At 70.9% G+C, this 17,646-nt stretch carries 12 protein-coding genes and 1 pseudogene; 7 read left to right on the plus strand and 6 right to left on the minus strand.

Features of this window, described 5'->3' with window-relative positions:
• The first annotated feature begins 32 nt into the window (after nt 1–32).
• The 5 genes and pseudogenes from L6Q21_RS14035 to L6Q21_RS14050 all read left to right on the plus strand — a co-directional run bounded on the left by L6Q21_RS14035 (nt 33) and on the right by L6Q21_RS14050 (nt 7,370).
• Complete coding sequence (locus tag L6Q21_RS14035; protein ID WP_237831399.1) at nt 33–2,270, plus strand: beta-N-acetylhexosaminidase; 2,238 nt, start codon at nt 33–35, stop codon at nt 2,268–2,270.
• On the plus strand, nt 2,267–4,729 hold the full coding sequence (gene ptsP / locus L6Q21_RS14040; RefSeq protein WP_237831400.1) for a phosphoenolpyruvate--protein phosphotransferase: 2,463 nt from the start codon (nt 2,267–2,269) through the stop codon (nt 4,727–4,729). The genes L6Q21_RS14035 and ptsP overlap by 4 nt, the downstream gene beginning before the upstream one ends.
• Nucleotides 4,726–6,372: an N-acetylglucosamine-specific PTS transporter subunit IIBC gene (gene nagE / locus L6Q21_RS14045; protein ID WP_237831401.1), complete on the plus strand. Its 1,647-nt coding sequence runs from the start codon at nt 4,726–4,728 to the stop codon at nt 6,370–6,372. The genes ptsP and nagE overlap by 4 nt, the downstream gene beginning before the upstream one ends.
• A gap of 10 nt (nt 6,373–6,382) precedes the next feature.
• A pseudogene (locus tag L6Q21_RS18255) lies at nt 6,383–6,811 on the plus strand (heparan-alpha-glucosaminide N-acetyltransferase domain-containing protein); the annotation flags it as partial.
• Between the two features lie 247 nt (nt 6,812–7,058).
• Nucleotides 7,059–7,370: a hypothetical protein gene (locus L6Q21_RS14050; RefSeq protein WP_237831402.1), complete on the plus strand. Its 312-nt coding sequence runs from the start codon at nt 7,059–7,061 to the stop codon at nt 7,368–7,370.
• Nucleotides 7,371–7,373: 3 nt separating this feature from the next.
• Here L6Q21_RS14050 and L6Q21_RS14055 read toward each other — a convergent pair whose 3' ends face one another.
• Entirely contained in the window at nt 7,374–8,165 is a 792-nt protein-coding gene (locus L6Q21_RS14055; protein ID WP_237831403.1) for a sulfite exporter TauE/SafE family protein, read from the minus strand.
• Nucleotides 8,162–9,526: an ATP-grasp domain-containing protein gene (locus tag L6Q21_RS14060; protein ID WP_237831404.1), complete on the minus strand. Its 1,365-nt coding sequence runs from the start codon at nt 9,524–9,526 to the stop codon at nt 8,162–8,164. The genes L6Q21_RS14055 and L6Q21_RS14060 overlap by 4 nt, the downstream gene beginning before the upstream one ends.
• A gap of 181 nt (nt 9,527–9,707) precedes the next feature.
• Here L6Q21_RS14060 and L6Q21_RS14065 point away from each other — a divergent pair, with 181 nt between their 5' ends.
• Entirely contained in the window at nt 9,708–10,619 is a 912-nt protein-coding gene (locus tag L6Q21_RS14065) for a TauD/TfdA dioxygenase family protein (RefSeq protein ID WP_237831405.1), read from the plus strand.
• Nucleotides 10,616–10,780 carry a hypothetical protein gene (locus L6Q21_RS14070; RefSeq protein WP_237831406.1) on the plus strand — a complete coding sequence of 55 codons (165 nt, stop codon included), beginning with the start codon at nt 10,616–10,618 and terminating at the stop codon, nt 10,778–10,780. Before L6Q21_RS14065 ends, L6Q21_RS14070 begins: the two co-directional genes overlap by 4 nt.
• Before the next feature lie 494 nt (nt 10,781–11,274).
• Here L6Q21_RS14070 and L6Q21_RS14075 read toward each other — a convergent pair whose 3' ends face one another.
• From L6Q21_RS14075 to L6Q21_RS14090, 4 genes are all read right to left on the minus strand, one after another.
• Nucleotides 11,275–12,252, minus strand: a complete 978-nt coding sequence (locus tag L6Q21_RS14075; RefSeq protein ID WP_237831407.1) for a diguanylate cyclase — start codon at nt 12,250–12,252, stop codon at nt 11,275–11,277.
• Nucleotides 12,249–14,807: a response regulator gene (locus tag L6Q21_RS14080; protein ID WP_237831408.1), complete on the minus strand. Its 2,559-nt coding sequence runs from the start codon at nt 14,805–14,807 to the stop codon at nt 12,249–12,251. Before L6Q21_RS14080 ends, L6Q21_RS14075 begins: the two co-directional genes overlap by 4 nt.
• Complete coding sequence (locus L6Q21_RS14085) at nt 14,804–15,151, minus strand: hypothetical protein (protein ID WP_237831409.1); 348 nt, start codon at nt 15,149–15,151, stop codon at nt 14,804–14,806. The genes L6Q21_RS14080 and L6Q21_RS14085 overlap by 4 nt, the downstream gene beginning before the upstream one ends.
• Nucleotides 15,152–15,224: 73 nt before the next feature.
• Nucleotides 15,225–17,555, minus strand: a complete 2,331-nt coding sequence (locus L6Q21_RS14090; RefSeq protein ID WP_237831410.1) for a heavy metal translocating P-type ATPase — start codon at nt 17,553–17,555, stop codon at nt 15,225–15,227.
• Nucleotides 17,556–17,646 lie beyond the last annotated feature (91 nt).

A 17,646-nucleotide genomic window follows, 5' to 3' on the forward strand; every position in this document is an offset into this window, starting at 1 on the left:
AGGGGTTGGTAATTCGGGCAGGAGCAGGTTCCATGCGTTTCGCCTTTCTTCTGCTGTCGTTCCTGGTCGCCTTCGCCGTTCGCGCGGCGGAGGCGGAGGCGACGCCGAAACTTCTCCCTCAGCCCTCCTCCATGCAGATGGGGGAGGGTTTTTTCCGGCCCTCGGCCGACGAGCGGGTCGCCGTGGTCGACGACGGCAGCCGCGAGGCCGCCTCGCGCTTCATCGCGCTGGTGGAGCAGTCGGGCGGGCCGCGCCTCAGCTTCCATTCCACCGGCCGCATCCGCTTCCTGCGCGATCCTGCCGTCTCGGCGCCCGAAGGCTATCGGCTGACGGTGACGCCGGAGCGCGTCGAAGTCCGCGCCTCGACCGACGCCGGGCTTTACTATGGCGGCATGACGCTGTGGCAGTTGCTGCAGGGCGGCCGCATCCCCGCCCTGGTGATCGACGACAAGCCCGAGTTCGGGTGGCGCGGGCTGATGATCGACAGCGCCCGCCACTTCCAGCCGCCCGAGGAAATACAGGCGCTGATCGTGCGCATGGGGCAGGCCAAGCTGAACCGGCTGCACTGGCACCTGACGGACGACCAGGGCTGGCGCCTGCCGATAGCCAAGCACCCCGAACTGACCTCGATCGGCGGCTGCCGCCGCCCGGCCGGCGCCGCCGGCACGGACGCCCAGGGGCAGCCGGTGCGCTATTGCGGCCATTACAGCCGCGAGGACATCCGCGACATCATCGCCACCGCCGCCGCGCACCATGTGACGATCGTGCCGGAAGTGGATGTGCCCGGCCATGCGACGGCGGCGATCGCGGCGCTGCCGAAGCTCGCCTCCACCCCGACCCCGCCGACCGAGCCGTCCGCCTATTGGGGGATATTGCCCAACCTCTTCAACACCGAAGACGCAAGCTTCGCCCTGCTGAAGGATGTGGTGGACGAGCTGGTGGCGCTGTTCCCCGGCCCCTATATCCATATGGGCGGCGACGAGGCGGTGAAGGACCAGTGGAAGGCCGACCCCCGGGCGCAGGCGCGGATCAAGGCGCTGGGCCTGAAGGACGAGACGGCTCTGCAAGGCTGGTACATGGCCCGCGTCGGTGCCTATGTCGAAGCGCATGGACGGCGGATGATCGGCTGGGACGAGATTCTCGACGGCGGAGTGCCGGCCGACGCCATCGTCATGTCGTGGCGCGGGATCGACGGCGCCATCACCGCCGCCCGCAGCGGCCACGACACGGTGCTGTCCCCTGCCCCCATCCTCTATCTCGACCATCGGCAAAGCGCGTCGGCGCACGAGCCGCCGGGGCGCGGCGAGATCGTGACGTGGAAGCGCCTCCACGGCTTCGATCCGGCGCCGGCGCAGCTTACCCCGGAACAGCGCCGCCACATCCTCGGCCTGCAAGCCAATATGTGGACCGAGCACGCCCGCACCCCCGGCTATCGCCAGCGGATGATCTGGCCCCGCGCGCTGGTGGTCGCCGAACTGGGCTGGTCGCCGCCGGCCGGCGACTGGGCGGAATTCGGCCCGCGCCTGCTGGCCCGGATGCAGCGGGACAAGGCGCTCGGCCATGGCTTCAACGAAACGCCACTCGCGCCGCTGGCGGCGCTTTCGACCGACGGGCGCGCCTTCACCGTGGAGCTGAGCCAGCCGGCGGAGATCGGCACGCTGCGGCACACGCTGGATGGGAGCCCGGTCACGCCCGATTCCGCGCCGGTGGCCGGGCCGATCCGGCTGGACCGCGCCACTGAAGTGCGCGCCCGCGCCTTCCTCGGCAGCGAGCCGGCCGGCCCGGAATCCCGCTTCGAGGTGAATGCGGCGACGCTGCGCAACCGCCATGTCGCCGACATGGAACTGTGCTCGAACAAGCTGCCGCTCAGGCTGGAGGATGACGGCGAGACCGATGGCGAACGCCGCATTCTGTGGGGCGACATCATGCAGACCTGCTGGATGTGGCGGCAGGCGCCGGTCGGCGGAATGGCGCGGGTGGCGGCGACCGTCGGCTCCGTCCCCTATAATTTCTCGCTGGGCGACGACATGCGCAACGTGACATTCGCGGCACCGAAGACGCCTGCGGGCGAGCTGGAAATCCGGCTGGGCGATTGCGAAGGCCGGCTTCTCGCCAGCCTGCCGCTTGCCCCAGCCGTCGCGACCAGAGGGCTGACCCGGCTGGAAGGCGCGATCGAAGCGCTGCCCGGCCCCACCGCCGACCTCTGCCTGCGCTTCACCCAGAAGGCCGCCGACCCGCTCTGGATGATCGAGCGGCTGGAGTTGAAATGATCGAAATCCAAAGCCCGCTGACCGGCTGGGCAGCGCCGCTTTCCGAACTGCCCGACCCGGTGTTCGCCGACGCGATGCTGGGCGACGGCGTGCAGATCGACCCGACCGAGGGGCTGCTGCTGGCGCCGGCCGACGGCCGCATCGAAAGCCTGCACCCGGCCCACCACGCCATCACGCTCGCCTGCGACAGCGGCCCCCTGCTGCTGCTGCATGTGGGGCTGGAGACGGTGGCACTGAAAGGGCGCGGCTTCGAGCCGCTGGTGGCGCAAGGCGCCCGCGTCGCCGCCGGGCAGCCGCTGCTGCGCTTCGACCTAGACCTGCTGGCGCGGGAAGCGCGCAGCCTCGCCACGCCCATCCTCGTCACCAATGGGGCGGCTTTCCGCATCGTCGAGCGGGCGTCCGGGCTGCTGGCGGCCGGCGCGCCGCTCCTGCGGCTGGAAGCCACCGGCGCCGCCGTTTCGCAAGAAGCCGTGGCAACGCCCGCTGTCGCGCGCGAATTGCGGCTGCCGCTGGCGCACGGCCTGCACGCCCGCCCGGCGGCGCGGATCGCGCAGGAGGCCGGGCGCTTCCGCGCCTCCGTCCGCATCGGCAGCGGAGAGCGCTCCGCCCCGGCGGAAAGCCCCGTCGCCTTGCTGGCGCTGGCGCTGCCGCACGGCGCGCAGATCGAGGTGCAGGCGTCCGGCCCGGAGGCGGAAGCCGCCGCAGAGGCGATAGCGACCCTCCTCGAAAGCGGCATGGGCGAGCATCGCCCCGTCGCCACAGAGACGGCAATCCACCCCGAGCGGCCGCTGGAAGCCGTGCTGAACGGCATCCGCGCCGCGCCCGGCCGGGCCATCGGCCCTGCCTTTCAGTTGCGCCGCGCCGAGATCCCGGTGAACGAAAAGGCGGCCGATGCCGCCAGCGAACAGGCCCTGCTCGACGAGGCCCGCGCCCGTGTCGCCGACGGGCTGCGCGCCCGCGCGGCCGGTGAAGGCCCCGCCGCCGAAATCGCCGCCGCCCATCTCGGCTTTCTGCACGATCCGGCGCTGCTGAAGGCCGCCGCGCAAGCGATCGCCGGCGGCGCCAGCGCCGGGATCGGCTGGCGCCGCGCCACCGATTCCTTCGCCGCGCAACTGGCCGGCGCCTCGGCCCGCTTCGCCGAGCGCGTCTCCGACCTGCGCGATGTTGAGCGGCAGATTCTCTCGTCGCTGGCGGGCGGCGTGCCCGCCGCCGAAGCTCCGCCGCCCGGCGCCATCCTGCTGGCCGACGACCCCGGCCCTTCGGAACTGATGGCGCTGGCGGAAGCCGGGCTCGGCGGAATCGCCTGCGCCGAGGGTGGGCCCACCTCCCACACTGCGATCATCGCCCAGAGCCTCGGCCTGCCGATGCTTTGCGCGCTTGGCCCGCTGGGGGCCATTCCCGATGGCCGGCCGCTGCTGCTGGACGCCGATTCCGGCCGGCTGGAAACCGCTCCTTCGGCCGAAAGGTTGGCCAAAGCCGGGGCCGAGGCGGAAAAGCGCGCCGCACGCCGCGCCGCCGCGCTCGCGCAGGCGCATCTCCCCACCGTCACGCTGGACGGGGAGGCGATCGAGCTTTTCGCCAACATCGGCTCGCTGGCGGACGCCCGCGCCGCCGCCTTGCAGCAGGCCGAAGGCTGCGGCCTGCTCCGAACCGAATTCCTTTTCCTCGACCGCGCCGACGCGCCGGCGGAGGAAGAGCAGCGCCACGCCGTGCAGGCGATCGCCGACGCCCTTGCCGGCAAGCCGCTGATCGTGCGCACGCTGGACATCGGCGCCGACAAGCCGGCCCCCTGGCTGGACCTGCGGGCGGAAGCCAACCCGGCGCTGGGCCTGCGCGGCATCCGCCTGCAACTGGCGCGGCCCGGGCTGCTGGAAAGCCAGTTCCGCGCGCTTCTGGCGGTCGATGCGCCGATCCGGGTGATGCTGCCGATGGTGGCGCACCTCCACGAACTGTCGGAAGCACGGGCGACGCTCAACCGTCTCGCCAAAGAGATCGGGCGCGCGCCGCCGCCGCTCGGGATCATGGTGGAAACTCCGGCCGCGGCGCTGATGGCGCGGCAGTTGGCGGCGGAGGCGGATTTCTTCTCCATCGGCAGCAACGACCTCACCCAATATGCCCTCGCCGCCGACCGCACCAACCCCGCCGTCGCCGCCTCGCTGGACGGCCTCCACCCGGCGGTGCTGAAGCTGATGGCGCTGACCGTGGAAGGCGCAGGCGCCGCCGGCCGCTGGGTCGGGCTTTGCGGCTCGCTCGCGGCCGAGGCGGAGGCGGTGCCGATCCTCATCGGCCTCGGGCTTCGCGAATTGTCCGTGCCGCCGGCCGCTGTCGCCGAAACCAAGGCGCTGGTGCGCGGCCTCTCGCTGGCGGAATGCCGGGCGCTCGCCGCCCGGGCGTTGCAGGCCCCCGACGCGGCGGCGGCGCGCCGCCTGCTTTCCCCGAACCCGGAGGCGCGCGCATGAAGAAGCTGATGGAAGCCTTGCAGCCGCTGGGGCGGGCGCTGATGCTGCCCATCGCCGTGCTGCCGGTGGCGGCGCTGCTGCTGCGCCTCGGCCAGCCGGACCTGTTCGACATTCCCTTCATGGCGGCGGCCGGCGCGGCCATTTTCGACCATCTGGGCCTGATCTTCGCCATCGGCGTCGGCGTCGGCCTCGCGCGGGACAATCATGGCGCCGCCGGGCTGGCCGGTGCGCTGGGCTTCCTGGTGGCGACGCAGGGGATGCAGGCGCTGATCGCCCCGGAACAGGCCGCGCAGGCGGTCGCCAAGGTCAGCGTGCCCATCGGGCTGATTTCTGGCCTGCTGGCGGGCTGGTTCTACAACCGCTTCTCGGCCATCCGCCTGCCCGACTATCTGTCCTTCTTCGGCGGCCGGCGCTTCGTGCCGATCCTCTCCGGCCTCGCCGGGCTGGCGGTGGCGCTGGTCTTCGGGCTGGCCAACGCCGCGGTCTCGGCCGGGATGGACCATCTGAGCCATGCGGTGGCGGAATCCGGCAGCTTCGGCCTCTTTGCCTATGGCGCGCTCAACCGGCTGCTGATCGTCACCGGGCTGCACCATATCCTGAACAACGTCGTCTGGTTCCTGCTGGGCGACTTTCAGGGCGCCACCGGAGACCTCAGGCGCTTCTTCGCCGGGGACCCTTCGGCCGGCGCTTTCATGTCGGGCTTCTTCCCGGTGATGATGTTCGGGCTTCCGGGCGCCTGCCTCGCCATCTACCGCTCCGCCCTGCCGGAGCGGCGCAAGGCGGTCGGCGGCATGCTGCTGTCCATGGCGCTCACCTCCTTCCTGACCGGGGTGACCGAGCCGATCGAGTTCAGCTTCATGTTCCTGGCGCCGGCGCTCTATGCCCTTCACGCGCTGCTCACCGGCCTTTCGATGGCGCTGATGGACTGGCTGGGCGTGCGGCTGGGCTTCGGCTTTTCCGCCGGCCTGTTCGATTATGTGCTGAACTATGGCAAGGCGACACGGCCGCTGCTGCTGATCCCGGTGGGGCTGGGCTTCTTCGCTTTCTACTATGCCCTGTTCCGCTTCGCGATCCGCCGCTTCGACCTGAAGACGCCCGGCCGCGAGCCGGAGGCGGCCGGCACCGTCGCCGTCGCCGCGGGCGAGCGCGGCGCGGCCTATGTGGCGGCGCTGGGCGGGGCCGGCAACCTTGTCTCCATCGACGCCTGCACCACGCGGCTGCGGCTGGTGCTGGCCGACCCGGCGAAGGCGGACGAGGCGGCGCTGAAGGCGCTTGGCGCGAAAGGCATCGTCCGCCCCGGCTCGCGCGCCTTGCAGGTGGTGCTGGGGCCGATGGCGGATCTGGTGGCGAGCGAAATGCGCGCCGCCGCCGGCGCATCGGCGCAAGCGCCCGCCGGTGCCGCCCCGGCCGAGGAGGCTCCGGCCGGAACGGTCAGCGCCGAACCGCTGCTGCTGGCGCTGGGCGGGCGCGGCAATCTTGTGGCCCACCACGCCGCCTCCAGCCGCCTGCGGGTGGAACTGGCCGATCCGGCGAAAGTGGACGAGGCAGCGCTCGTCGCGGCCGGAGTGCGCGCCATCGCCCGGCCGGCGCCGGCCGTGCTGCACCTGATCCTGGGGCCGGAAGCGGCGCGCCTTGCCATCTGAAGCAGCCGCGATGAAACCGCCGCGCACCCCGTCGGTGGACATGCTGCGCGGGCTGGCGGTGATGGGCATGATCCTGGTGAACGCCGCCGCCGGGCTCTCCGGAAGCCATGAAGTGTCGCCCGCCCTGCTGCACGCCGAATGGGCCGGATTCCGCCTGGCCGACCTGATGTTCCCCGCCTTCCTCACCATCGTCGGCATGTCGCTGACGCTGGCGCCGCGCCCCTCCACACCGGCGGTTTTCGGCCGGGGGCTGCGCTTGCTGCTGCTGGGCCTTGTCCTCAGCAATTTCCACTGGCTGGCCGACTGGTCGCAGACGCCGCGCCTGCCCGGCGTGCTGCAACGCATCGCCATCGTCTATGCGCTGGCGGCGCTGATCCTGCCGCATTGCCCGCCGCGCCCCCGGCTCGCCCTGATCGCGGCGCTGCTGCTCGGCCATTGGGGGCTGTTGCTGCTGCCCTCGCCGGACGGCACCCCGACCGACCTCTGGGCGCCGGGCCAGAGCTTCGCAAGCTGGCTGGACCGCGCCCTGCTGGCCCCCTTCATCTATGTGAAGGGGCCGCTCGGCTTCGATCCGGAGGGGCTGGCCGGCACCTTGCCGGCGCTGGCGCAGGTGCTGATCGGCACGCTCGCGGCCGAACGGCTGCGCCGCCCCGGCGCCGCGCGGGCGCTCGCGGGCGCCGGGGNTCGTGAAGGCGCTGTGGACGGCAAGCTTCGTGCTGCTTTCCAGCGGCCTCACCCTGCTGGCGGCGGCGCTGCTCCACGCCCGCTTCGATCCCGGCCCCTGCCGCAACCTCGCGGCCATCTTCGGCCGCAACGCCATCGCCGCCTATGTGCTGCACGCGCTGGCGTCGCCGCTGCTGCATTGGGACAGCTTGAGCTTTCCCTACCGCCTGCTGCCGCCAGGGGCCGCGACGCTGGCGACATGCGGGCTGTTCCTCGCCCTCGTCGCCATTCCCGTCGTCGCCATGGACAGGCGGGGGTTGCATCTCAGGATATGAGGCTCAGAAGCGCGGGAAGGCCGGCACCGGCTCGAACATCAGCGCCAGCAGGCCGTAGAGGCTGGCCAGCGCCAGCAGCACGCCGACGGCGATCATCAGCGGCCGCGCCGGGACATGGCGGGCGAGCAGCGCCCCCAGCGGCGCCGCCGCCAGGCCGCCCAGGATCAGCCCCGACGCCGCCAGCGTGAAGGATTGCAGCCCCAGCTTGCCGATGAGCGCGGCGGCGATCGTCACCGTCACGAAGAATTCGGCGGCGTTGACGGTGCCGATCACCATGCGCGGGCTGGCGCCCTGCGCCAGCAGGTTGCCGGTCGCCAGCGGCCCCCAGCCGCCGCCGCCCGCCCCGTCCAGCGTGCCCGCGACCAGGCCCAGCGGCGCGACGAAGCGGATGCGGCGATAGGTCTGCGGCCGCCGCGCCGCGCGCCACACCAGATAGAGGCCGATGGCGCCCAGATAGACGAGCACGATCGGCCGCAGCACCGAGCCGTCGAGGCTGGTCAGCACCCAGGCGCCGGTCAGCCCGCCGAGGATTCCCGGAATCACCAGCCGCCGGAACAGCCGCCAGTCCACATTGCGCTGCAAGGCGTGGCTGATGCCCGACGCGCCGCTGGTGAAGGTCTCCGCCGTGTGCACCGCCGCCGAGGCTGCCGCCGGCGGCAGCCCCAGCAGCAACAGCAGCGAGTTGGAAAGCACACCGAAGGCCATGCCCAGCGCCCCGTCCACAAGCTGTGCGCCGAAGCCGATCAGGATGAACGGCAGGATGTCCGCCCAGGGGATGGCGGCGAAATCGATCATCCCTTCGAGCCCGTGGCGGAGTCCGGCCGACGGCGGCCGCCCCGCTCGCCGGTCATCAGCAGCGCCAGCGGGAAGGCCATGGCCAGAACCGAGATCGCCCCGGCGATGGGCGCGCTCGCCCCCGCCAGCCAGGGCAGCACCGCCGCCCAGAGGGAAACCGCCAGCACCGTCAGCAGGGTCGCCTCCTGCTCGCTGTCGTCCTGGAAGACCAGCGCGTCCAGCCGCCCTTCGCGCACCGCCTCCAGCCGCTCGCGCATCAGCCCGGCGCGGCTGGAAAGCGCCTTGGGCATCAGCGCGGAGACAAGGCAGACGATCCCGGCCGCCACCAGCCGCACCCCCATGGCGCCGGCGTAGCGCGGCATCGTCGTGCTGCGGTCGCCGAGCGAGCGCAGCGCCGAAGGGCCGCCGAACACCAGGTCCACCAGCGCATCCCCCTGCCGGTCGGCCAGCTTCTCCATCGCCCGTTCCTGGCTGGCCTCGATCCAGTCCAGCACCACCGCCGGCACATCCACCTGGCAGGCGCGCTCCAGCCCCTGGAAGCCGGGCGCGGAATTGGCCTCGCAGATGCGATAGCCGTCGTCGTCGAACAGGATGTCGATCCCGGCCACGTCCAGTTGCAGCGTTTCCGCCGCGCGCACCGCCAGCTCCGCCATTTCCGGCGGCGGCTGGAAGGCCAACCCTACGCCACCGAGCGACACGTTGGACTTGAAGCCCCCCCGCAAGGACCGCCGCTCCATCGCCGCCACCACCCGGCCGCCCACCACCAGGATGCGCACGTCGCGCCCGTGGCTGGCGCGCACATATTGCTGGAACAGGAAATCCGCCCGCGCGTCGGAGGTGGACAGCAGGCCGGCCAGATCCTCGAACTGGTCGCGGTCCTCGCACTTCAGCACGCCGGTGCCGCGCGTGCCGCGCAGCGTCTTCACGATCACCGGAAAGCCCAGCTCCCGCTCGACGAGGTCCGGCTCCATCGGGAATTTGCCGAGGATGGTGCGCGGGATCGGCAGGCCGGCCCGCGCCAGCCGCTGCATGGTGTGCAGCTTGTCCGCCACCAGATCGATGGCCGTCGGCCCGTTCACCAGCCGCACGCCCCGCCGCTCGAAATGCCGCAACACGGAGAGGGTGAAATAGTCCGTCTCGGCGCCGGTCCTGGCCATGATGAAGTCCGGCCGCTCCAGCGCCCGATGCTCGTAGCGCACGCTCCAGTTGCCGAGCGCGCCGACCACCAGGTCGAACTTGTGCGGGTCGAGCACATGCAGCTCCAGCCCGCGCACGGCGGCCTCTTCCTGGAAACGGAAGATTTCCGGCACTTCCGGCCGCGCCGGGTCCAGCGCCTCGCGAAAGAGTATCCAGCCGCGCAACCGTCTCCCTTTCCTTGGCCTCGGGGTGGGGCCTAGCCGCCCAAGGCTACCATGATGTTGCGGGATCGCAACTTCGCGCCCTCCGGCGGCAAAGCTGAGCTTTCCCGCCGGCCATTTCTCTTTTCTTGTGGTTGAGAATTGAAAGGCGGAACTTTCCCCCATAGCCGAAGGAGGAAAGACCATGGCCAGCCTGCCGTTGAGCCCCGAGGAACTTGACCTCAAGGAATTGGGCGACCGCGCCGCCGGTCGCGGAATCGCCATCCGCCCGCTCACCGCCGGAATCGGCGCCGAAATCCGCGGGCTCGACCTGGAGAACCCGCTCTCGCCCGAGGATTGGGGAATCCTGCGCGCCGCCTGGCTGCGCTGGAAGGTGGTGCTGATCCGCGACACCGACATCAGCCACGAAGCGCATATCCGCCTCGGCCGGCTGTTCGGCGAACTGGAAGGCCACCCGGTCATCCCGCATGTGCCGGGGCATCCGGAAATCCTCAGCATCCGCGGCGTGGAGGGGGTGAAGCCCACTCCGGAGACCATCGAGGGTTTCCGCGCCTACAACAAATGGCACACCGACGTGACCTTCCGGCAGAAGCCCTCCATCGCCTCGCTGCTGCGCGCCCGCCTGCTGCCGCCGGTCGGCGGAGACACGCTGTTCGCCGACACCGCCGCCGCCTGGCGCGGCCTGCCCGACGCGGTGAAGGAGCGGATCGAGACGCTGGACGCCGAGCATGACATCGTCCGCAGCTTCGGCGGCCGGGTGACCGAGGAACGGCGCGAGCAGCTTCGCCGCGACTTCCCCGCTGTCCGCCATCCGGTGGTGCGCCGCCACCCGGAAACGGGGGAGAAGATCCTCTACGTCAACTACACCTTCACCAGCCGCATCCTCGACATCGACCCGTCGGAAAGCGAGCAGTTGCTGCGCCTGCTGTTCGACCGGATCAAGGTGCCGGAATATCAGGTGCGCCTGAGCTGGACCCCGAACGCCATCGCCATCTGGGACAACCGCTCCACCCAGCATTACGCGGTCGGGGATTATTTCCCCGCCGACCGCGTGCTGGAACGGGTGACCGTCTCGGGCGACGTGGTCAGCCGATGAGCGCGCCCGGCCAGAGCCATGAGGAGGAGCCGCTGCCGCTCCTCGACGCGGACAGGCCGCCGCGCGCCCGTTTCGAGATCGACTGGCTGGACAAGGCGGTGACCGCGGCGGCCTTCCTGGCGACGCTCGCCCTCCTTCTCTGGGCGCCGCTGGGGCAATAGGCCGCGCTCACCATGGCTTGGCCTTCCCACAGTTTTTCTTTCTGGCCTTCAAAAACTCTATCGATATAGTTGAATTAAGAAGACGGGCCGGCCTGACGAAACCCCGGCCCGGCGCCATCGAAGACCATGAAGCCCACCCAGTCCGAGGCGACAACGTCAGGATCCCGTTCCACCCCGACCGGGAAATATGGACATGACGACCAGTGAAATCCGCCTGGCCGCCGCGCCGCGCCGCATGGCGCCGGCCGCGGTGGAGGCGTCGATCGGATGATCCTCCCCGGCCCTTTCTGCTCGTAAAGGGCCAAACTTCTTCCCCCGGCGCCGTGGCGCCGGGGGGATTTTCGGCAGGAAGGACGTGGCTGATGCGGACATTCGCCCTTGCCGTCACTCTCGGCTTTCTGCTCGGCGCGGCGGTCGTGCAGGCGTTCGCGCAACCGGCCCCCGTCCCGGCCCCCATCCCTGCCTCCGCGCCCGCCTGATCGCTTGCGGCGGCGTCAGCCCCCGAGCCCGGCGACGGGCTCCCTTGCCTCCGCCTCCTGTCCGGCCGCCGGCTTGCCGGCTTCCACCCCGAAGCTGTCGGCCATGATCCGGTTCCGCCCCCTTGCCTTCGCCAGATAAAGCAGCCGGTCGGCGTTGCGGACCCACAGGTCCGCCGCCATCCCCGGCAGGCAGCGGGCGCTGGCGACCCCCAGGCTCAAGGTCACCCATGGCCCGGCGGCGGACCGCGCGTGCGGTATCTCCAGTTGCCGCACCTGCGCCTGGATTTCCCGCCCCACCGTCACCGCCGCGTCCGGGGTGGTTCCGGGCAGCAGGCAGGCGAATTCCTCGCCGCCATAGCGCGCCACCAGATCGGAGGCGCGGCGGACCGCGCGGTTGAGCGCGGCCGCCACCATGGCGATGCAGCGGTCGCCGGCGGGGTGGCCATAGAGGTCGTTGAAGGGCTTGAAGAAGTCGATGTCGACCATGATGACCGAGAACCAGTCGCCGTTGCGCGCCAGCCGCGCGGTCTCGCTGTCCAGCGCCTGCTCCAGCCGGCGGCGGTTGGAAAGCCCGGTCAGCGCGTCCGTCACCGCCAGTTCCGCCAGATGGTCGCGCAATTGCTTCAGCTCGATGTGGTTGCGCACGCGGGCGCGCAGCGTCACCGGCTGGATCGGCTTCGTCACATAGTCGATCGCGCCCAGCGCCAGCCCGCGCTCCTCCGCCATCTGGTCGTCGAGCGAGGTGGTGAAGATCACCGGCGTGTCGGCCAGAAGCCGGTCCTCCTTCAGCCGCCGGCAGACTTCATAGCCGTCCATCCCCGGCATGAGCACGTCCAGCAGGATCAGGTCGGGCAGGCGGCCGCGCGCCACCTGCACCGCTTCTTCACCGCAAGCGGCGAAGCAAAGCTCATAATGCTCGTCGAGCGCCGCGCCGATGATCTCGGCGTTGATCGGCTCGTCGTCCACCACCAGGATCAGCGGGCGGGGGTTCATGCGGCCATCTCCGCCTCGCGCGGCGCCAGCGAAGCCGCAGCCGCCAGCGCCGGGGCAAGCGCGCGCTCCAGTTCGGCGAGGCCCGGCTCCAGCGTTTCCGACGCGCCGCCGGCGATCGCCGCCTCCACCCGCGCGGCGGCGGCGGCGACATCGGTGGCTTCCAGCGAAGCCGCCACGCCCTTCAGCGTGTGCGCCAGCCGCCGCGCCTCGGCCATCTCGCCGGCTTCCAAATGCGCGCGCAGGCGCGGCACCGCGTCGCCGAAGCCGCTTGCGAACTGGCCGATCAGCCGGCGCAAAAGCGGCCGCCGCCCGTTCACCCGCTTCAGCGCGGCGGCGATGTCGAACGGCGGCAGAGCGTCTGGCAGCTCGTCCGCTGCCTCCACGATCCGGGTTGCGGCTTGCACCGTCCCACCGCGCGGCTTCAGCCAGTGCCCCAGCGTGCGGACCAGAGCAGCCGGGTCTACCGGCTTCGGCAGATGCGCGTCCATCCCGGCCTCCAGGCAGCGCTGCTTTTCCGATTCATAGGCGTGCGCCGTCATGGCGATGATGGGGATGCCGCCCTTCGGCCAGTCGAGGCGGATTCGCCGCGTCGCCTCGATCCCGTCCATTTCCGGCATCTGCACATCCATCAATATGCCGGCGAAATCCGCGCCGTTCGCCGCCATCCGCTCGCAGGCGATGCGGCCGTTTTCCGCGCTTTCCACCTTCAGCCCGGCGCCGGTCAGCAGTTCGGTCGCGATCTCGCGGTTGATGTCATTATCCTCCACCAGAAGCACGGTGAGACCGTGCAGTTCCGCCGGCAGATCGGCCGCATCCGCTTCCGGCCCGGCCGGAGCCTCGGCCGCGAACAGGCCGGCGATGGTTTTCAGCAGCAGCGACGGGTCCACCGGCTTCACCAGGAAGGCGGCGACATCGGCTGCCTCCGCCTCCGCCCGGCACTCCGCATGGCCATAGGCTGTCACCAGCAGCACCACCGGCGGCTTCGTCAGCCGCGCATTCCCGCGCATGGCGCGCACCGTCTCGATCCCGGAAAGGCCCGGCATCTTCCAGTCCAGAAGCGCCAGATCATAGGGCCGGCCTTCGGCGGCGGCGGCCTCCAGCGCCGCCAGCGCCTCCGCGCCGGAAGCCACCAGTTCCACCGGCATCCGCCAGCCGGCGAAAATGTCGCGCAATATCTCGCGCGAGGCGGCGTTGTCGTCGGCGATCAGCACCTTGAGCGCCATGATCCCGGCGGCCGGCAATTCCGCCTGCGCCGCATCCGCCTCGGCCGCCACCCGCATCACCATGGTGAAGGTGAAGCAACTGCCTAGCCCCGGCTCGCTCTCCACCGCGATCTCGCCGCCCATCTGCTCGACGATCTGCCGGCAGATGGCCAGCCCCAGCCCGGTGCCGCCGAAGCGCCGAGTCGTCGAATTGTCGGCCTGGGTGAAGCAATGGAACAGCCGTTCCCGCTGCGCCTCGGTCAGGCCGATGCCGCTGTCGCGCACGGAAACGCGCAACGTCAGCTCGTCGCCGTCGCGGGCGGCAAGGCCCACGCCCACCTTCACCGAGCCGTTTTCGGTGAACTTCACCGCGTTGCTCACCAGATTGGCGACCACCTGCCCGAAGCGAAGCTCGTCGCCCACAATCCGCTCCGGCACGGCGGCGTCCACTTCCAGACAGACGGCCACGCCCTTCGCCTCGGCGCCCACCGCCGCCAGTTGCAACTGGTTCGCCAGCGAGGCGCGCAGCGGGAATGGCCGCTCCTCCAGCAGCAGCTTGCCCGCCTCGTTCTTGGAGAAATCCAATATGTCGTTGATCAGCCGCAGCAGCGCGTTGCCGGCGCCGTCGATCTTGCGCACATAATCCCGCTGCCGGGGGTCGAGTTCGGTCTTCAGCGCCAGATGCGCGAAGCCCAGGATCGCGTTCATCGGCGTGCGGATCTCATGGCTCATGTTCGCCAGGAACAGGCTCTTGGCGCGGGTGGCCTCCTCCGCCTCGCGCGTGCGCGCCTCCAGCGCCACATTCTGCGCCAGTATCTCATTGCCCATCGCGCCGATGCGGCCGAAGCTTTCCACCAGCCGGTCGCTCAGCCACACCAGAACCGCCGTCTGGAAGGCGACGATGGCGGCGTGCAGCAGAACCCGCGCCGGATCGCCGCCGCCGGGGAACACCGCTTCGGGCAGGAAATAGTCCAGCAGCAGATGGTGCAGCGCGACCGCCGCCGCCGCCAGCAGCACCGGCCGCCGGTCGCACCAGGCGATGGTCAGCGCCAGCGTGGCGAAGAAATACATGTGCATGTCCATCTGCCACGCCCGGCCGGACAGCAGGAACACCAGCAGCGCCGGCTCCCCCATCAGCGCCACGGCGGAGACATGGCGGGTAACCGGCGCCGTGCCGTGCCGCCACCAGACGAGATGGTAGGCGCCCGCCAGCGCCACGCCGGCCAGCGCCACGCCGCCGACCGGCCGCCCGACCCAATGCGCCACCAGCGCCAGCAGCGGCACATGCGCCCAGAACAGCAGCAGCAGGAAGCGCCCGAACCGCTCGCGCACCCTTTCCAGTTCGTCGGTCATGCCCGGCCCTCGCCACGGCAACCGCGCAGCCGCATCGGATCGACCACCAGCCAGGCGCCGGCGCCGTAGAGCCGGCCGGCAAAGCCCGGCTCGTCCGACCAGGCGACGACGAGATTGCCCGGGCCGCCGGCGTAGGCGATGCGCCCGCCGGCCGCCGCCACAAGATCGAAGGTGCGGCCCGGTCCATACCAGGGTGGCGCCACCACGGCATATTGCCCGCCACTGCCACCCGGCGTCAGATAGGCCGCCGCCAGCCCGGTCAGACCCAGCGCCAGCAGCGCCAGCGCCGGCGCCATCTCGCGCCAGAGGCCCAGCGGCCTTTCCGCCAAAATCCGTTCACTCATCCGATCATCCTCGATGCCGGATGGGTTTACGGCCGCCCTCCGCCCCGCTTCACGGGCCGCGGCGAAATAGTTGTCAGAGCTTCACCAGCCGGAGCCGCAGCGCATTGCCGATGACGCTGACGGACGACAGCGCCATCGCCAGCGCCGCGATCGCCGGCGACAGCAGCAGCCCGGTGAAGGGGTAGAGCAGACCAGCGGCAATCGGGATGCCCGCGACATTATAGGCGAAGGCGAAGACGAGGTTCTGCCGGATGTTGCGCATCACCGCATGGGACAGTTTGCGCGCCCGCACCAGCCCGCCCAGATCGCCCTTCAGCAGCGTCACCCCGGCGCTTTCGATCGCCACATCCGCGCCCGCGCCCATCGCGACCCCCACTTCGGCCGCCGCCAGCGCCGGGGCGTCGTTCACCCCGTCGCCCGCCATCGCCACCGAACGCCCCTCCGCGCGCAGCTTCTGCACCACGGCCGCCTTGTCCTCGGGCAGCACCTCGGCCTCCACCTCGGTGATGCCCAGCTTCGCGGCGACCGCATCCGCCGTCACGCGGTTGTCGCCGGTCATCATCACCACCCGCACGCCGTCCGCCTGCAGCGCCGCGATGGCCTCCGCGCTGTCGGCCTTCACCGGGTCGGTGATCCCGATCAGCCCGGCCAGCCGCCCATCCACCACCACGAAGATGGCGGTGCCGCCCTCCTGCCGCAGCGCATCCGCCCGGTCGTTCAGGCCAGAGATGTCCACCCCCTCGTCCGCCATCAGCCGCGGCCCGCCCAGCAGCAGCCGGCGCCCCTCGACGACGCCCATCACCCCGCGCCCGACGGGGGAATCGAAATCCGCCACCTCCGTCAGCGCCAGTCCGCGCGCCTGCGCCGCGCGCACCACCGCCTCGCCCAGCGGATGCTCGCTCGCCCGCTCGACGCTGGCCGCCAGCCGCAACAACTCCGCCTCCTCAAAGCCCGACAGCGGCTGCACCAGGGTCACCGCCGGCCGGCCTTCGGTCAGCGTTCCGGTCTTGTCGACGATCAGGGTGTCGATCTTCTCGAACCGCTCCAGCGCCTCGGCGTCGCGGATCAGCACGCCCGCCTGCGCCCCCCGGCCGACCCCGACCATGATCGACATCGGAGTCGCCAATCCCAGCGCGCAGGGGCAGGCGATGATCAGCACCGAGACTCCGGCCAGCAGCGCATAGCCGAAGCGCGGCTCCGGCCCCGCCAGCGCCCAGACCAGCGCCGCCAGCAGCGCGACAACGATCACCGCCGGCACGAACCAGCCGGCCACCCGGTCGGCCAGCCGCTGGATCGGCGCGCGGCTGCGCTGCGCCTGCGCCACCATCTGCACGATCCGCGCCAGCAGCGTGTCGGCGCCCACCTTCTCCGCCCGCATCACGAAGGAGCCGGTGCGGTTCAGCGAGCCGGCGATCACCTTGTCGCCCACTTCCTTGGTGACCGGCATGGATTCGCCCGTCACCAGCGATTCGTCGATGGCGACCCGGCCTTCCAGCAGTTCGCCGTCCACCGGCACCTTTTCCCCCGGCCTCACCCGCAACCGGTCGCCGACGCCGATCGCGTCCAGCGTCACTTCCTCGTCCGCCCCGTCGGTCCGCACGCGCCGCGCCGTCTTCGGCGCCAGGTCCATCAGCGCCTTGATCGCGCCCGAGGTCTGCTCGCGCGCGCGCAGTTCCAGCACCTGCCCCAGCAGCACGAGGGTGGTGATGACCGCCGCCGCCTCGAAATAGACCGGCACCGAGCCGTCGTGATGGCGGAACTCCGGCGGGAAGATGCCCGGCGCCAGCAGCGCGACAAGGCTGTAGCCATAGGCCACCCCCACCCCCATGGCGATCAGCGTGAACATGTTGAGATGCCGGCTTCGAAGCGAAGCCCAGCCCCGCTCGAAGAAGGGCCAGCCGGCCCACAGCACCACGGGGGTCGCCAAAACGAACTGGATCCAGCCGGACAGGCGCCCGCCAATGATATGGGTGAAATCGAAGAGATGCCCGCCCATCTCCAGCAGAAACACCGGCAGCGTCAGCACCAGCGCGATCCGGAAGCGCCGCGTCATGTCCAGCAGTTCCGGGTTCGGCCCGTCGTCCGGCGAAAACACCTCCGGCTCCAGCGCCATGCCGCAGATCGGGCAGCTTCCCGGCCCTACCTGCCGTATCTCGGGATGCATGGGGCAGGTGTAGATGGCCCCCGGATCGGCTGGCGGCGCTTCTTTTCGGGGGCCAAGATACTGCGCCGGATCGGCTAGGAATTTCGTCCGGCAACCTGCGCTGCAGAAATGATAGTCCTGCCCGGCATGGGCCGCGTGGTGCGGGGACTTCGCCGGGTCCACGGTCATGCCGCAGACCGGGTCTTTCACGCCGTTCCCGCCCGCCGCCGCGCAGCAACCGCCTTGATGATGCTCTGTCATGGCTTCAACCCGCTATCCCACCGCGACCCGTGCGTGGATTTGACAAAATGTCTGGGCCGGTGGCAGCCCGAAGGCAAGCGCGGCCATGCGG

Origin of the sequence: Sandaracinobacteroides sayramensis, assembly GCF_022014495.1 — a bacterium.
Lineage (GTDB): Bacteria > Pseudomonadota > Alphaproteobacteria > Sphingomonadales > Sphingomonadaceae > Sandaracinobacteroides > Sandaracinobacteroides sayramense.

Bases quoted from the DNA above. Each gene is read 5' to 3' on its own strand.
- L6Q21_RS14035 (WP_237831399.1), top strand. From the start codon at position 33: ATGCGTTTCGCCTTTCTTCTGCTGTCGTTCCTGGTCGCCTTCGCCGTT.
- nagE (WP_237831401.1), top strand. From the start codon at position 4,726: ATGAAGAAGCTGATGGAAGCCTTGCAGCCGCTGGGGCGGGCGCTGATG.
- L6Q21_RS14090 (WP_237831410.1), bottom strand. From the start codon at position 17,555: ATGACAGAGCATCATCAAGGCGGTTGCTGCGCGGCGGCGGGCGGGAAC.
- L6Q21_RS14065 (WP_237831405.1), top strand. From the start codon at position 9,708: ATGGCCAGCCTGCCGTTGAGCCCCGAGGAACTTGACCTCAAGGAATTG.
- L6Q21_RS14080 (WP_237831408.1), bottom strand. From the start codon at position 14,807: ATGACCGACGAACTGGAAAGGGTGCGCGAGCGGTTCGGGCGCTTCCTG.
- L6Q21_RS14070 (WP_237831406.1), top strand. From the start codon at position 10,616: ATGAGCGCGCCCGGCCAGAGCCATGAGGAGGAGCCGCTGCCGCTCCTC.
- L6Q21_RS14075 (WP_237831407.1), bottom strand. From the start codon at position 12,252: ATGAACCCCCGCCCGCTGATCCTGGTGGTGGACGACGAGCCGATCAAC.
- L6Q21_RS14085 (WP_237831409.1), bottom strand. From the start codon at position 15,151: ATGAGTGAACGGATTTTGGCGGAAAGGCCGCTGGGCCTCTGGCGCGAG.
- ptsP (WP_237831400.1), top strand. From the start codon at position 2,267: ATGATCGAAATCCAAAGCCCGCTGACCGGCTGGGCAGCGCCGCTTTCC.
- L6Q21_RS14055 (WP_237831403.1), bottom strand. From the start codon at position 8,165: ATGATCGATTTCGCCGCCATCCCCTGGGCGGACATCCTGCCGTTCATC.